This window comes from Delftia sp. DS1230, assembly GCF_040112715.1.
GTDB lineage: Bacteria > Pseudomonadota > Gammaproteobacteria > Burkholderiales > Burkholderiaceae_C > Comamonas > Comamonas tsuruhatensis.
The window spans coordinates 1,777,141-1,793,251 of the sequence record NZ_CP157763.1 but is presented as its reverse complement, the minus strand read 5'-3'; the positions used below and the strand labels follow the sequence as shown (position 1 = coordinate 1,793,251).

Annotated in this window: 11 protein-coding genes; 7 read left to right on the top strand and 4 right to left on the bottom strand. The window is 67.6% G+C overall.

Features of this window, described 5'->3' with window-relative positions; all coding sequences use genetic code 11:
* Positions 1–2 precede the first annotated feature (2 nt).
* Entirely contained in the window at positions 3–1,325 is a 1,323-nt protein-coding gene (locus AAN986_RS08045; protein ID WP_047218241.1) for an FAD-dependent oxidoreductase, read from the bottom strand.
* A 397-nt stretch (positions 1,326–1,722) separates the two neighbouring features.
* Between AAN986_RS08045 and AAN986_RS08040 the strand changes: the two genes are divergently transcribed.
* Genes AAN986_RS08040 through AAN986_RS08030 form a run of 3 tightly spaced genes read left to right on the top strand, consistent with a single transcriptional unit; the run spans position 1,723 to position 3,139 of the window.
* Positions 1,723–1,998: a ParD-like family protein gene (locus tag AAN986_RS08040; protein WP_016447576.1), complete on the top strand. Its 276-nt coding sequence runs from the start codon at positions 1,723–1,725 to the stop codon at positions 1,996–1,998.
* Complete coding sequence (gene map / locus AAN986_RS08035; protein ID WP_047218199.1) at positions 1,995–2,801, top strand: type I methionyl aminopeptidase; 807 nt, start codon at positions 1,995–1,997, stop codon at positions 2,799–2,801. The genes AAN986_RS08040 and map overlap by 4 nt, the downstream gene beginning before the upstream one ends.
* A 2-nt stretch (positions 2,802–2,803) precedes the next feature.
* A complete protein-coding gene (locus AAN986_RS08030) occupies positions 2,804–3,139 on the top strand; it encodes an SMR family transporter (protein ID WP_012206837.1) in 336 nt (111 codons plus the stop codon).
* Between the two features lie 27 nt (positions 3,140–3,166).
* On the opposite strand, the gene AAN986_RS08025 is transcribed toward AAN986_RS08030, so the two are convergent.
* From AAN986_RS08025 to AAN986_RS08015, 3 genes are all read right to left on the bottom strand, one after another.
* The gene (locus tag AAN986_RS08025) at positions 3,167–4,813 is read right to left on the bottom strand and encodes an acyl-CoA synthetase (protein ID WP_047218240.1); all 1,647 of its coding nucleotides are present in this window, start codon (positions 4,811–4,813) and stop codon (positions 3,167–3,169) included.
* A 471-nt stretch (positions 4,814–5,284) separates the two neighbouring features.
* Positions 5,285–6,757, bottom strand: a complete 1,473-nt coding sequence (locus AAN986_RS08020) for a hypothetical protein (RefSeq protein ID WP_047218198.1) — start codon at positions 6,755–6,757, stop codon at positions 5,285–5,287.
* A 3-nt stretch (positions 6,758–6,760) separates the two neighbouring features.
* Positions 6,761–8,095, bottom strand: a complete 1,335-nt coding sequence (locus AAN986_RS08015; RefSeq protein ID WP_047218197.1) for an SPFH domain-containing protein — start codon at positions 8,093–8,095, stop codon at positions 6,761–6,763.
* 255 nt (positions 8,096–8,350) lie between these two features.
* On the opposite strand from AAN986_RS08015, the gene AAN986_RS08010 reads away from it, so the two are divergent.
* From AAN986_RS08010 to rpoD, 4 genes are all read left to right on the top strand, one after another.
* Entirely contained in the window at positions 8,351–9,076 is a 726-nt protein-coding gene (locus AAN986_RS08010) for a response regulator (RefSeq protein ID WP_016447581.1), read from the top strand.
* Complete coding sequence (locus tag AAN986_RS08005) at positions 9,073–11,289, top strand: HAMP domain-containing sensor histidine kinase (protein ID WP_349335607.1); 2,217 nt, start codon at positions 9,073–9,075, stop codon at positions 11,287–11,289. The genes AAN986_RS08010 and AAN986_RS08005 overlap by 4 nt, the downstream gene beginning before the upstream one ends.
* Positions 11,290–11,330: 41 nt before the next feature.
* Positions 11,331–13,367, top strand: coding sequence for a DNA primase (dnaG, locus tag AAN986_RS08000; RefSeq protein ID WP_016447583.1), 2,037 nt, complete (start codon positions 11,331–11,333; stop codon positions 13,365–13,367).
* Positions 13,368–13,627: 260 nt separating this feature from the next.
* Positions 13,628–16,063, top strand: a complete 2,436-nt coding sequence (gene rpoD / locus AAN986_RS07995) for an RNA polymerase sigma factor RpoD (RefSeq protein WP_016447584.1) — start codon at positions 13,628–13,630, stop codon at positions 16,061–16,063.
* Positions 16,064–16,111: the final 48 nt, after the last annotated feature.

Below are 16,111 nucleotides of genomic sequence, written 5' to 3'. Positions count from 1 at the left end.
GCTCAGTCCAGCCGGATCGACGGGCGCAGGCGCGAATTCATCAAATCGATCAGCCACAGCAGCCCACCGCGCCAAAAGCCGTAGATGCGGGCCTGGTGCGAGCGGTACAGCATGATGTGGCTCAGCATGGCCATGCGCCCGCGGATCACGCCGCCGTTGAACAGGCCGAATTTGCCCAACGATCCATAGGCGTCGTAATGGGCCAAGGACACCAGGGCGCCAAAGTCGCGGTAGGCAAAGCCTTCGGGGCGGAAACCCGGCTCCTTCAGCAGGCGCGGCAGCGTCTCCACCAGATAGCGGGCCTGCTGGTGCGCCACCTGGGCGGTGGGCGGCAGCGGCACGCCGGCGCCGGGCAGGGTGAAGCTGGCGCAGTCCCCCACGGCGTAGACATGGGGGTCGCTGGTCTGCAACTGGCCGTTGACCTTGAGCTGGTTGCCTTGCGTGGTCTCCAGTCCCAGCTGCGCCAGGAAGGCCGGGGCCTTCACGCCCGCTGCCCAGACACGCAGGCCTGCGGCGACGAACTCGCCGCTGGCCAGCACGAACCCCTCTTCGCTGGCCGACTGCACGCGGCCGTTGACGATCACCGAAACGCCCAGGGCCTGCAGGCGCAGGCGCGTGGCTTCGGAAATCTCTTCAGGAAAACCGGGCAGCAGTCGTGGCCCGGCCTCGATCAGCACGATGCCGAAGCGCGCGGCCTCGCCCAGCGCGCCGTAGGCCCGGGCGCTCTCGGCCAGCTGCACCAGCTCGGCCGCCAGCTCCACGCCCGTGGCGCCGCCGCCCACGATGGCCACGCGCAGCTGCTCGCCGCTGGTCATGCAGCGCACCATGCGCAGGCGGATCTCGCTGTTGAAGGCATCGGCCTTGCGGCGCGAGTCGATCATGAAGCAGTGCTCGTCCACGCCCGGCGTGCCGAAATCATTGGCGCCGCTGCCCACGGCGATCACCAGCCTGTCGTAGGCAATGCGCCGGCCCGGCACGATCTCGCGGCCATCGGGCGCCTCGATGGGGGCCAGCAGCACCTCGCGGGCCTCGCGGTCCAGGCCGCACATCTCGCCGGGCTGGTAGGCAAAGCTGGCGTCGCTGGCCTGGGCCAGGTAGGTGGTCTGCTGCTGGGCCAGGTCGCGCGTGCCGGCGGCAATGGTGTGCAGCATGGGCTTCCAGACGTGGGCCGAATCGCTGTCCACCAGGGTCACGGAGCCGATGGCCCCCGTGCGCCCCTTGCCCAGCGCCGTCGCAATCTCCAGCCCCGCCACGCCACCGCCCACGACGACGATGCGCGCCCCGCCCGATGCCGTTGCCGAACCCGCTTCTTGTTCCTTGCCCATTGCTGCTCCCTGCCGGAAGGCCCGGCCGGCCGCACCATGCGCCGGCTTGCAGGACATTCGCTTCCAGACAGTCTTGATTCTTGTCAGTTTGGGTAGCAGGCGAGTTGCTAGGGGTAAGCCCCAGATCTGCAACAGATATCTGATAGAAGACCGCCGATCGCGCAAGGCCCAGTCTTGTGCAGGACCGCGCTGCAGGAAAAACATCATCCTTGCCGGATGGCCAGCCGGACCTGATCATTACGCTATCAACACAAGAGCATTCACACCCTACTTCGCGCAGTCTTGCCGACGACATGGCGGCCTGCATCTGAAGACCTGCACGAATGTCCCGCCGCAGAGCCCGCGATTTGCGATTGTCAATATACGAAACGTATATTCCCCGTATGATCGCCACCCCATGGGAATCGTCAAAATATCCGACCAATTGCACGACCAGATCCGCCTGTCCAGCGCGGCCCTGGGTCGATCCATCAACGCCCAGGCCGAGCATTGGCTGCGTGTCGGCCAGCTGGCCGAACACCATCCCCATCTCGACTACGCAGGCATCTGCGCCCTGCTGCTGCAAGAGGCCGCGGCCACGCTGAAGCTGGGCGAGCCCGAAGCGGCGCCGGCTCCCGCCGATACGGCAGCACGCCGCCCGCGCCCCGTGCGCCTTTCGGAAGGCCTGCAATGAGGGGCGCCAAGCTGCGCAGCGTTCCGCTGCACGATGCCCTCGATATCGCGCAATCACGCAAGGCCGGTGGCCTGGCCGCCCGCGTCCTGCAGATGCTGGTGCCCCACGTGCAGCCAGGCGTCAGCACCGAGCACCTGGACAGGCTCTGCCATGACTTCATCGTCGACGAACTGCGCTGCGTGCCCACCAACGTGGGCTACCACGGCTTTCCGAAGACGGTCTGCACCTCGCCCAACCACGTGGTCTGCCACGGCATCCCCGACGCCCGTCAGATCCTGCGCGAGGGCGACATCCTCAACGTCGATGTGGCCGTGACCACGCCCGATGGCTGGATCGGCGACACCAGCCGCATGTACTACGTGGGCCAGCCCTCCAACCAGGCGCGCCGCCTGGTGGAGACCACCTACGAGGCCCTGCTGGCCGGTATCCGCGCCGTGCGCCCCGGCGCCACGCTGGGCGACATCGGCCATGCCATCCAGACCGTGGCCCAGCGCGAGCGCTTCAGCGTGGTGCGCGAGTACTGCGGCCACGGCATCGGCAAGGTCTACCACGACGACCCCCAGGTGCTGCACTACGGCCAGCCCGGCCAGGGCATGGTGCTGGAGGCCGGCATGATCTTCACCATCGAGCCCATGCTCAACGCCGGCAAGGCTGCCACGCGCGAACTGGCCGACGGCTGGACGGTGATCACCAACGACAAGTCGCTGTCCGCCCAGTGGGAGCACATGGTGGTGGTGACCGACACGGGCTTCGACGTGCTCACGCGCTGGCCCGAGGGCACGGGCAACTACGCGGCCATCTGAGCATGGCGTCCAACTACCTGTACCTGGGCCTGGCCATCGTCGCCGAGGTGGCGGCCACCTCCTGCCTCAAGCAGTCCGAAGGCTTCACGCGGCTGTGGCCCAGCGTGGTCACGGTCCTGGGCTACGCGCTGGCCTTCTACTTCCTGTCGCTGACGCTGCGCACCGTGCCCACGGGCGTGGCCTATGCGATCTGGTCCGGCGCGGGCATCGTGCTGATCTCCCTGGTCGGATGGCTCTGGCAGGGCCAGACGCTGGACCTGCCCGCGCTGGCGGGCATGGGCCTGATCGTGGCGGGCGTGCTGGTCATCCAGCTGTTTTCCAAGACGGCCGGACACTGAGCCGCTGCCCGCGCTGCGGCCCGGCCCTCAGCCCGTGATGGCCTGGACCGATCCGGCCTGGCGGCGCAGCTCGAACTTCTGGATCTTGCCCGTGCTGGTCTTGGGCAGCTCGCCAAAGACCACGGCGCGCGGCACCTTGTAGCCGGCCAGGTGCTTCTTGCAGTGGGCCACGATGTCTTCGGCCGTGGTCTGCGCGCCGGCCTTCAGCTCGATGAAGGCGCAGGGCGTCTCGCCCCACTTGGGATCGGGCTTGGCCACCACGGCGGCGGCCATCACGGCCGGGTGGCGGTAGAGCACGTCCTCGACCTCGATGGACGAGATGTTCTCGCCACCCGAGATGATGATGTCCTTGCTGCGGTCCTTGATCTGTATATAGCCGTCCGGATGCTGCACGGCCAGGTCGCCCGTGTGGAACCAGCCGCCGCGGAAGGCCTCGTCCGTGGCCTGCGGGTTCTTCAGGTAGCCCTTCATGGCGATGTTGCCCTGGAACATGATCTCGCCCATGGTCTGGCCGTCATGGGGCACGGGTTCCATGGTCTCCGGATCGAGCACGCTGGCCGAGCGCTGCAGGTGGTAGCGCACGCCCTGGCGGGAATTGAGGCGCGCGCGTTCGCCGATGTCCAGCGCATCCCAGGCTGCATGCTTGGCGCAGACCGTGGCCGGGCCGTAGACCTCGGTCAGGCCGTAGACATGGGTGATGTCGAAGCCCAGCTGCTCCATGCCCTCGATCATCGAGGCCGGTGGCGCGGCGCCTGCCACCATGGCCTTGACTCCGGCGGGCACTCCCTCCTTCATGGCGGCCGGCGCGTTGACCAGCAGGCCGTGCACGATGGGCGCGCCGCAGTAATGCGTGACGCCGTGGTTGCGGATGGCGTCGAAGATGGCCTGCGCCTCCACCCTGCGCAGGCAGACATTGACCCCCGCGCGTGCCGCCACCGTCCACGGAAAGCACCAGCCGTTGCAATGGAACATGGGCAGGGTCCACAGGTAGACGGCGTGCTTGGGCATGTCCCACTCCAGCACATTGCTGATGGCATTGATGGCCGCACCCCGGTGGTGATAGACCACGCCCTTGGGGTTGCCCGTGGTGCCGCTGGTGTAGTTCAGCGCAATGGCGTCCCACTCGTCGGCGGGCAGCTGCCAGTCGAAACCGGCATCGCCGCCGGCCACGAAATCGTCGTAGTCCAGGCTGCCCACCTGCTCGGCGGCCGGGCCGTACAGCGCGTCCTCGACCTGGATCACCAGCAGCGGCGCGCTGCGCTGGCGCAGCTTCAGCGCCTTGGCCACCACGCCCGTGAACTCCGGGTCCACGATCAGCACCTTGGCCTCCCCGTGGTCCAGCATGAAGGCGATGGTTTCCGCATCCAGCCGCGTGTTCAGCGCATTGAGCACGGCCCCCGCCATGGGCACGCCGAAATGCGCCTCCACCATGGGCGGCGTATTGGGCAGCATCACGGCCACGGTGTCGTTCTTGCCCACGCCCGCCTTGTTCAGGCTGCTGGCCAGTTGGCGGCAGCGCGCATAGGTCTCGCCCCAGTTGCGACGCAGCGTGCCGTGGACCACAGCCATCCGCTCGGGATAGACCTCGGCCGTGCGGGCGATGAAGCCCAAGGGGCTGAGCGGCGCATGGTTGGCGCTGTTGCGCTCCAGATGCTGGTCGTAAATGTGGGTCATCGTGGTCTCCGGTTCGCTGGGGTTCTTGGTGTGATGCAGGTCTGCCATTGCAGACTGGCGAAACCTGAAGATATAGCAAGACAGGCTTACACAAGCTTGATGCGCATCCACCCGGATCGCCACCGCACAGGCCCGGATAACCAAAGCGGCATGCATGGTCTTTGCAGAGCATCAAAACTTTCAGAATTTCATGAAAATTGAAAATACCTATGCAGAACAATCACTTGACCTGCCTGCAGGCGCGCCTGTGACTGTCCCCCAGGCGACTGCACAACCAGGGTCCTCTATAAGACATCATTTATCAGATGACTCGGCCGCGCGGCCCCGGCTTCACTCGTAGAATCGCCGCTTGGATTCGCCGGCCAGCACCGCTGGAAGGCGAACAAGGAGTTCCTAGAGGAGTCGCCTGGCAACGCTCCAGGCATCGTTGGAGACGAGCCTGCACCCCACCGGTGCAGGCTTTTTTTTGCTTCAGCGCAGGCTCAGGGACTGGCGCTTCCAGGCCGGGTCCTGCCAGCGCTGGAACAGCGGCAGGGCAGACACATCGCCGGTCACGCGCTCGGTGGCCAGGCCGTCCAGCCGCACCACTTCGAAGCTCTTGCGGTAGCGGCCCTGGCCACGGGCCTCGCGCGCCACCAGCATCAGCTGGCCGCCAGGCACCCAGCCCGCCCATTCGGCCACGCCGGTCTCCGGCGCGGTGGCGGCGGGGGGAAGCACATCGGCCAGCCAGCCGCCTTCGGTCTTGCGCAGCACCCACAGTTCGCGCCAGCCTTCCAGCGGCTGCACGGCCAGGGCCACGGCCGTGCCCTCGCGGTTGGTGCTGGCCGATGCAGCCCACACCACGCCGTAGGTGCAGCGGCGCAGCAAAGGAGCCTTGGCGCCGTGCTGGGCGTCCACCAGCAGCACGCAGGTTTCGCCGGCAGCACCGGGCTCGGTCAGCAGCGTCGGGCGGGCTCCGGCAGCAGGAGCCGCAGCAGCAACAGGCGCCAGCGCCCAGCGCACGGCGCTCACCCGCATGGCCGCGTCGTTGTAGGCGCTCTGGTCTTCATCGGGCAGCTCGGACTTGCTGACGCTCGTGAACTCGGCCAGCGCCCGGGCGGCCGATGCCGCCACGGCAGGGTCGGCCATGCTCTTGCGCGCCTGCTGAAAGGCCAGCGCCGCCCACACGCTGGCGCGACGCATCTGCACGCGGCCGCGCAGGTAGGGCGGCAGGCCGGTCACATCCACGCGCTCCAGCACATCGGCCTGCCAGGCATGCATGCGGGCGCGCTCATGGGCCGGCAGATCGGGGTCCACGCATTCGGGCCGTGTCAGCGCCAGGGCGGCACGGGCGCGCTGCGGCGCGTCGGCGGCCGGCATGGCGAGCACGCGGCGGAAGAATTCCCCTTCGTAGCAGACCTGCATGCGGCCTTCGACCTCATGGGTCGCAAAGCGCAGGCCGTAGCCGCTGGCCACATCCAGGTGGGCCGACAGCGTGGCGCCCGAGGTCTTGCCGGGCGCAGCGGCGGAGGCGCGCCGCGCCAGCCGGTCGGCAAAGCCGCCCAGTGCGTCGAAGGCCTGCGCGCCTTCGGCGCCAGCCAGGGTCCTGGCGGGCGCGGCCTGCAGGTAGGCGGCCGCCAGGCCGATGCCCAGCGCCTCGGCACCGGGCGTATCCTGCACGAAGCGCAGCACGGCCAGCAGCGCGGGGGCATCGGCCTCTGTCAGGGCCACACGGCGCACATCGCTGGCGCGGATGAAGCCGCCGCGCTCGCGCTTGTGGTCCCAGACCTGGAGGTAGTCCAGGCGTTCGCCCCTGATCTCCAGCACCTCGCCCTGCCACAGGCTGGCCTGCTGCTGGGCGCCATCGCGCGGCGCGGCGCGCAGGCTGGCCTGGTCCTGCACCACGATGGCGCTGCCCATGCCGGTGGCCAGCGCTGCGGCGGCCAAGGTCGATACGGTCAGCATGGCTTATTGCTCCTGAACGGCTGCGTTGGCATCTTCGGCCGCCACGGAGGCTGCGCCGGCCTGTGCATTGCGGCTGCCGCCCAGCAGGGCCGCGCCGATGAAGTCGCCATTGGTCGGCGGGGGCGCGATGATGACCTGGATCTTGTCCGAGAGCTTGTCGGCCAGCGTCTTCTGGATGAGCAGCGGGTAGCGCGTGACCAGGGTGCCTTCGCGCGCCATCTGCTCGGCGTTGACCTTGCCCAGGCGGTCCATGCGGAAGGCCTCGGCCTCGGCCAGCTTCTGGCGTGCATCGGCTTCGCCGTTGGCCTCGATGCGGCGGGCCTGGGCGCTGCCCTCGGCAGCTTTCACGCGGGCCACGCGCTCGGCCTCGGCTTCCAGCTGGCGCTGCTCGATCTGGCGCTGCTTGAAGGGCAGCACATGCTTCATGGCCTCTTCCTGGGCACGCGCCGCAATCACCTGCTCGCGTGCGGCGGCTTCGGCGGCCACTTCGCGGCGCACCTTGTCGGCATTGGCGTCCAGCTCGGTTTCCTTGACGCGCTTGTCCTTGAGTTCCAGCGTGTAGCGCATCTTCTCGGAGGCCAGCTCCTCGGCCAGCAGGCTGTCCATGCCGCGGCGGTACTCGGCGGGCAGGTCCACCTTGCCGATCTGGATGCTGCGCAGCGTCACGCCATCGGCCGCCAGGCGCGTGCGCAGTTCGGTTTCCATGATCTGGGCGATCTCGGCGCGCTTGGTCGAGAAGATCTCGCGCACGGTGTAGCGCGCAAACACCTTGTAGACCAGGCCCTGCACGGCGGGCTCCACGATGTCGCCGCCTATGTCCAGAGGCAGGTTGCCGACCTTGACGGCGGGCGATGCGGGATCAAGCGCATAGCGGACGTTCAGGTCCAGACCCAGGGACAGGCCCTCGACCGACTGCAGGGGTGCGCTGCCATTGGCCTGGCGCATGGCCTCCGGACGGTAGCTCTGGTCGCGCAGGGAGAACACGCGCACCGTGTGCAGGCCCGGAACCACCCACACGCTGCCATCGCGCCACAGGCTGACGGAGCCCGTGAACTGGTTCAGGCGCACGCCCAGCGTGCCCTGCTCCAGGTGCTGCACGGGCGGGTTGCGCACCACCACCAGGCCGGCTGCCACCACCACGGCGCCGATGGCCAGCCAGCGCACGGTACGTGCCGTGGGCAGCAGGACTGCCCAGTCCACGGGCTGGCGGCGGGGCGCGTTGCCCGGCAGCGTTGCAGCATCGGACCCGGCTGCGGGCGCGGCAGTGCCGGCTCCGTCCAGGCGGGCGGACTTGCGGCCCGTCAGGGCCTGCATGATGCGGTTCCAGGTGGCTTTCATGGTGTTCTCTCTCTCGGCTGTGATGGCTGTTGTTGGCTGTTTCTGAGGCACCGGAAACAGGGGTGGCTCATTGAGGACCGATTGTTCGGATCCACCCCGGAAGCAACAACGCAGCGCACGGACCAAAGCGCTCACACCGGCGGCGCAAACGCTCCGGCCCCGGAAGAAAAACTCACACCCGGGCCGGCGCAGGGCCGAGATAATCCCGCGAACACCGCCACGGCGGCCTCCCCGACCCCACCACTGCACAGCCCCATGACCCGTATCGCCGTGATCGAAGACGACCTGCCCACCAGCAACCAGTTGGCGGGATGGATACGCAGTGCGCGCAGCGGCATCGTGATCGACCAGTGGTTCACGCGCGACGAGGCCGAGGCCGCCCTGGCGCGCGAGCACTACGACGCCGTGGTGCTGGACATCGAGCTGGGCCGCGAGCGCCATGCCGGCGTGGCCCTGATCAACGCCATCAACAAGCTGGGCCAGGGCACGCCGGTGCTGGTGGTGTCGGCCATGCCGGCCGCCATCTACCGCAGCATCATGAAAGCGCTGGACGCCTGGGACTACCTGCAAAAGACCACGTTCGAGGAGGCGGACTTCATCGAGACTTTCCTCGACATCCTGCGCACCACGCAGCGCGCAGCGCCCGTGGCCGCGCAGGCCGCCGCAGCGCCCGCAGGCGATGCCCTGGTGCTGGACCCGCTGTGGCAGCGCACGCCCACCTGGCGCGGAGAGCGCATCAACCTGCCGCTGACGGCTCAGCGCATCCTGGCCACGCTGCACCAGCGCAGCGGCGAAGTGGTGTCCTACGACGAGCTGTTCGAGGTGGTCAAAAGCGGCCGCAACCGCGACAACGTGCGCAAGCACGTCAGCACCATCCGCGAGGCCCTGCGCGAGGTGGACCCGGGCTTCGAAGGCATAGAGAACGTGCCCATGCGCGGCTTTCGCTGGGTGGGCCAGGCCGGCGCCGCCGCCCGCGCATGAAGCGCCTGCTCAACCCCAAACTGGAGCTGCCCCGGCTGGAAGTTCCGCGCCTGGGCCTGGCCGCCTTCCGCCAGCGCATCCTGCTGCGCGGCGTGTTCGTGCTGCTGGCCGTGGCCACGGTGGCGCTGAGCGTGGTGGTGCTCAAGGACGAGAAGGAACGCGCCTGGCAGGCCTACCAGCACGGCTTTGTGCGCAGCCAGGCCGAGGTCATGGCGCGGCTGCGCCATCCTTCGGGCCGGCTGGCCCTGCTCAACGCCGGCCACCTGGGCCAGGGCGTGACGCCGCTGGCGCCGCTGCTGCTGCCCTATGCGGCCATCGACTTCGACGATCCGCAAAAGTCCCAGCAGGCCGTGGAGATGGCTGGCTGCTCGGTGCAGTATCCCGATGGCGCCTCGCTGTGCGCGGCCATCGGCAACAATCCCTACGCAGGCGGCTTCATCTATCTGGTGGGCAGCTTCTTCGCAGGCGAGCTGACACCGCGCGAACGCGGCTCGCGCGAGCCCGCCCAGGCGCACCGCGCCCGCATCACGCTGGACATGCGCGGCAGCACCTACCGCTGGATCGCCCCCTATGAGGCCATGCCGCGGCAGGGCAACAGGGCCGGCAACGGCGAGCACGGCCGGCTCACCGGCTTTGTGGACAACGGCACGCCCCAGCTTGACGCCCGCGCGCGGCCCGTGCGCGATTTCCGTGGCTGGCTCTGGCAGAACGGCCATTGCCGCGACCTGCCGCCTGGCGTGCAGGGCCATGCGGGCAATGACAAGACACCCCCTGCAGCCGACTGCCTGCGCCGCACGCACTACTCCATCCGCCTGCCGGTCGAGCTGTTCCGCGAAGCCCTGTTCCGCAGGGACGTGCGCCCCGTCTGGCCGCCAGAAGACCTGGGCAGCATGCGTGTGCGCGTGGAAATGCTGGCCCCCGGGGACACGGAGCCGCCGGTGTTCGACAGCAATGCGCCGGGAGCGCAGCTTGCGGCCTCGCTCAACGACATCTCGCGCAGCCTGCTTCCGGGCGAGCGCGTGCAGATCCGCAAGGTGGGTGCCGACGAGGCCAGCGCCATCACCCTCAAGGGCGTGGATGTGCAGGCCGCGCCGTCGGCGCCCTGGCTGCTGCGCCTGATCAGCTGGCTGCCGCTGCATGCGGCCGGCGTCTCCGCCGCCACCATGACCCCGGCCGTGCCCACGGGCCAGGACATTCTGGACACGCCCACGGGCAACTACACCGTCAGCTTCACCGGCCACCCGCGCGATGTGGAGCAGGGCCTGGCCGCCGTGGCCACGCGCCTGTCCTGGTACCTGGGCGCCATGCTGGCCGCCATTGCGCTGGCCTGGCTGATCGTCGAGCTGGGGCTGATCCGCCGCGTGACCGCCCTCACCCGGCGCGCCGCCGCCGTGTCGTACAACGTGCAGGACGGCCATGTCGGCCCACGCCTGGGCGACCTCGAAGTGTCGGACCTGCGTGGTTCCGACGAGCTGGGCATTCTGGCCGGCGGCCTGGCCGACCTGCTGCAGCGCGTGAAGGACGACCTGCAGCGCGAACAGCTACGCGCCCAGCAGGAGCGGGACATGTGGCATGCCGTGGGCCACGAAATCATGTCGCCCCTGCAATCGCTGATGGTGCTGTACGGCCCCGACGACCCCGGCCACCGCTATGTGCAGCGCATGCAGCAGGCCGTGCATGTGCTCTACGGCACGGCATCGCCGGCCGAGGCGCTGCAGGCCGCCACCGTGCCGGAGGGCCGGCTGGACCTGGACGCCTTCCTCAGCCACGTGGCGGCCAACGCGCACTATGCGGGCATTGCCGATGTGGTCTACGAAGGCGGGAACAAGAGCGGGAGCGCGGGAGCCGCCGGCGCCGTGATCGTGCGCGCCGACGAATTTGCCCTGGAGGACGTGGTCACCCACATCCTGCGCAATGCCGACAGCTACCGTCCGGCCGGCACGGCCATCACGCTGTCGCTGTCGGCCTCCGAGTCCACCGCCAGCGCCACGCTGCACAACCAGGGCGCCACCATTGCGGAGGACCTGCTGGAGCGCATCTTCGAGCTGGGGGTGTCCGCGCCCCAGGAGCCTTCTGCCGCCAGCGGCGCCGAGCACCGGGGACAGGGCCTGTTCGTGGCCAGGACCTACATGGCCAAGATGGGCGGCACGATCAGGGCCCACAACACGCGCGATGGCGTGGCCTTCACGCTGACCTTCCAGCGCCTGGGCTGAGGGCCGGGCGCTGCCGGCCAGTGCCCCCGGGGCACGGCCGGATGGCCCCGCGAAGGCACAATACGCGGGTGTCCATTCCCCAATCGTTCATCCAGGAGTTGCTCGCGCGCGTCGACGTGGTCGACATCGTGGGCCGTTACGTACAGCTCAGGAAGGGCGGCGCCAACTTCATGGGCCTGTGCCCTTTCCACAGCGAGAAGTCGCCTTCCTTCACCGTCAGCCCCAGCAAGCAGTTCTATCACTGCTTCGGCTGCGGCAAGAACGGCAACGCCATCGGTTTTCTGATGGACCATGCCGGCATGGGCTTCGTTGAGGCCGTGCAGGATCTTGCCGGCCAGGTCGGCCTGCAGGTGCCGCAGGACGACATCAGCCCGGCCGAGCGCGAGCGCCAGGCCGCCCAGAAGCAGAAACAGGCCACCCTCACCGACGTGCTGGAAAAGGCCGGCGAATCTTTCCGCAAGCACCTGAAGGCCTCCCCCCAGGCCATCGAATACCTCAAGCGCCGCGGTGTCTCGGGCGAAACCGCCAGGCGCTTCGGCCTGGGCTATGCGCCCGCCGGCTGGCGCAACCTGGCCAGCGTCTTTGCGCATTACGACGATCCGCAGCTCGAAGAATCGGGCCTGGTCATCGTCGGCGAGGACGACGGCAAGCGCTACGACCGCTTCCGCGACCGGCTGATGTTTCCCATCCGCAACGTCAAGGGCGAGTGCATAGGCTTCGGCGGCCGCGTCTTCGGCGACGAGAAGCCCAAATACCTGAATTCGCCCGAAACCCCGGTGTTTCACAAGGGGCGCGAACTCTACGGCCTGTTCGAGGCCCGCACCGCCCTGCGCGACATGGGCTATGCGCTGGTCACCGAAGGCTATATGGACGTGGTGGCCCTGGCCCAGCTGGGCTTTGCCAACGCCGTCGCCACGCTGGGCACGGCCTGCACGCCCGATCACATTCACAAACTGTTTCGATTTACTGACGCCGTCGTTTTCAGCTTCGACGGCGACGGGGCGGGCCGGCGCGCCGCGCGCAAGGCGCTCGATGCGGCCCTGCCCTATGCCAGCGACACGCGCAGCGTCAAATTCCTCTTCCTGCCCGCCGAACACGACCCGGACAGCTTCATCCGCGAATACGGCAGCGAAGCCTTTGCCCGCTACGTGGGCGACGCGCTGCCGCTGAGCCGCTTTCTCATCGAGGCGGCCAGCGAAGGCTGCGACCTGGGCCAGGCCGAAGGCCGTGCCCACATGGCCAGCAATGCCCGCCCCCTGTGGACAGCCCTGCCTGACGGCGCGCTCAAGCGCCAGCTGCTGGGCGAGATCGCCGAACTCGTGCAGCTCGATGCGCGCGACCTCTCCGACCTGTGGTCGCAGGAAGCCGCCCGCAGCGGCCCGGCGCGGGGCTCCATGGCCGGCGGTGCTTCCCATCCGGGCCAGCAGGCCGGCCATGCACCGGCCGCGCCCGACTGGGGCCAGCCTGTCGAATACGGCGCGCCTTCGGGCTGGCACGAGCGTGGCGGCCATGGAAGCGGCGCGGGCGGCTGGCGCAGCGGCGAGCCCGGGCGCGGCGGCAAAAAGCCCTGGCCGCGCAAACCCTGGGACAAGAATGGCCGGGCCGACTTCAACCCGCCCCCCATGGGCCCGCGTGGCGCGCCAGCCACACGCACCGACCAGGCGGCACGCCTGCTCATGGCGCACATGGAATTCATGGAAGAACTCACCCACGAGGACTTCGAGGCACTGGCGCACTGCTCAGGCGAACATGGCGCCATGTTCCGCTGGATGGAGGCACAGTTCCAGGAATCCGGTGCCCGGCCCTTTGCCGTGCTGCGCGAACAACTGCGCGGCCTGCCTCACGAAACGCTGGCAGACAGGCTCATGAGCGGCCCCCACGCGCATCCCGAGGGCGAACTGCCCGAGCTGCGCCGTGAGTTGCGTGATGTCCTCAATCGCATGGTCATCGTCCACATCAAGGCCCAGATCGACGAAGCCTTGCGCGACATGGCACGGGACCCCAGCGCCGCCCAGCGCTATCGCGATCTCTTTGCCCGACAGCAGGCCCTGGAAAACCAGATGCGCACTTCCTCTTGAAATCGAGGTAAGCAGATATAATTGGGGGCTATCGGCAAGAGCGACAGCAGCACCTCCGGACCGGGCCCCGTGACGAACTCACGTGATTGCAGCAACTGCACGGCCCAATTTCCCGCAAGGACTGCACACCAAATGATCGCCCAGACATCTTGCCTGGAATATGTACGCTTCCCTGGCGGGCCTAGTCCGTCCGCGCGCGCTTAGGCGGCGCTTGTTTGAGTTTCCCTTTGTGTGTGTTCGCTCCCGACCGTGAGGTGCTCATGCCCGTTTCAAAGTCCGTGAAGTCCAAGCAGGCCCCCGAAGCTCCAGCGAAGCCCAAGACTTCGACAACCTCTTCAGCCCCGGCCGTCAAGGCCGGTGCCGGCAAAGCCGCTGCAGGACCGAAGAGCGCCGCATCTGCGGCCAAAGCAAAGAAAGATACCGACGTGGTAACCAAGTCCCAAGCCGAACTCAAAGCCATGGCCGACGAACTGCTCGCCGCCGCGACGCCCAAGCGTGGCCGCAAGAAGGCAGCCGAAGGCGACGACGCCCCCGCCCAGACAGAAAAGAAGCCTGCTGCCGCCAAGAAGGCGCCGGCCAAGGCCGCCACTTCCACCGCTGCAGCCAAGACCCCCGCCAAGCGCGGCCGCAAGCCCAAGGCCAAGGAAGCGGGCGACGACATGGACGACGCCGACCTGTCGGACATCGATGGCGACATCGATGGCGAAGTGGAAGGCGAAGTCGAGACCGAAGTGGAAGTCGAGGTCGAGGCCTCCTCGGCCCCGGCTGAAAAGGTCAAGCCCCTGCGCATGAAGATCAGCAAGGCCAAGGAACGGGCCTTGATGAAGGAATTCGGCCTGGACGAAACCGTCCTGACCGAAGAGGAAATGTCCACCCGCCGCCAGCGCCTGAAGGCGCTGATCAAGCTGGGCAAGACGCGCGGCTACCTGACGCACAGCGAAATCAACGACCACCTGCCCGACAAGCTGGTCGATGCCGAGACGCTGGAAGTCGTGATCTCCATGCTCAACGACATGGGCGTAGCTGTCTACGAGCAGACCCCCGACGCGGAAACCCTGCTGCTGAACAACACGGGCCAGTCCGCCACCACCGAAGAGGAAGCCGAGGAAGAGGCCGAAGCCGCCCTGTCCACGGTGGACTCCGAATTCGGCCGCACCACCGACCCCGTGCGCATGTACATGCGCGAAATGGGCACGGTGGAGCTGCTGACGCGCGAAGGCGAGATCGAAATCGCCAAGCGCATCGAAGGCGGCCTGATGGACATGATGGAGGCCATCTCGGCCTCGCCCGCCACCATCGCCGAAATCCTGGCCATGTCCGAGGAAATCCGCGAAGGCAAGGTCGTCATCTCCACCATCGTCGACGGTTTCGTCAACGCCAATGAGAACGACGACTACGTGGCCGAAGAAGACTTCGACGAATACGACGAAGAGGACGACGACGACGGCAAGGGCGGCTCCAAGGCACTGACCAAGAAGCTCGAAGAACTCAAGAACGAGGCGCTGCGCCGCTTCGACGCCATGCGCGAGAACTTCGACAAGATGCACAAGGTGTACGACAAGGAAGGCTACGGCACGCCCACGTACATCAAGGTGCAGAAGGCCCTGACCGAAGAGCTGATGACCATCCGCTTCACGGCCAAGACCATCGAGAAGCTGTGCGACCTCGTGCGTGCCCAGGTCGATGACGTGCGCAAGAAGGAACGCGAGCTGCGCAAGATCATCGTGGACAAGTGCGGCATGCCGCAGGAAACCTTCATCGCCCAGTTCCCGCCCAACCTGCTGAACCTGCAGTGGGTGGTGGAGCAGGTCGCGGCCGGCAAGCCCTGGAGCAGCGTGCTGGAGCGCAATGTCCCGCCCGTGCAGGAACTGCAGCAGAACCTGATCGACCTGCAATCGCGCGTGGTCGTGCCGCTGGACGAGCTCAAGCGCATCAACAAGCGCATGAACGACGGCGAGCGCGCCAGCCGTGACGCCAAGAAGGAGATGATCGAGGCCAACCTGCGCCTGGTGATCTCCATCGCCAAGAAGTACACGAACCGCGGCCTGCAGTTCCTGGACCTGATCCAGGAAGGCAACATCGGCCTGATGAAGGCCGTGGACAAGTTCGAATACCGTCGCGGCTACAAGTTCTCGACCTATGCCACGTGGTGGATCCGCCAGGCCATCACGCGCTCGATCGCCGACCAGGCGCGCACCATCCGTATCCCGGTGCACATGATCGAGACCATCAACAAGATGAACCGCATCTCGCGCCAGCATCTGCAGGAGTTCGGCTTCGAGCCCGATGCGTCCATCCTGGCGGCCAAGATGGAGATCCCGGAAGACAAGATCCGCAAGATCATGAAGATCGCCAAGGAGCCGATCTCCATGGAAACGCCGATCGGCGACGACGACGATTCGCACCTGGGCGACTTCATCGAGGACACCAACAACACCGCTCCCGTGGACGCCGCCATGCAGGCCGGCCTGCGCGACGTGGTCAAGGACATCCTCGACGGCCTGACCCCGCGCGAAGCCAAGGTGCTGCGCATGCGCTTCGGCATCGAAATGTCCACCGACCACACGCTGGAAGAAGTGGGCAAGCAGTTCGACGTCACGCGCGAACGCATCCGCCAGATCGAGGCCAAGGCCCTGCGCAAGCTCAAGCATCCGAGCCGCTCGGACAAGCTGCGCAGCTTCATCGACTCGCTGTAAGGCGCTGTGGATGCCGCCCCCCCGGGCCGGCAACCGCCCCCTGGAAAG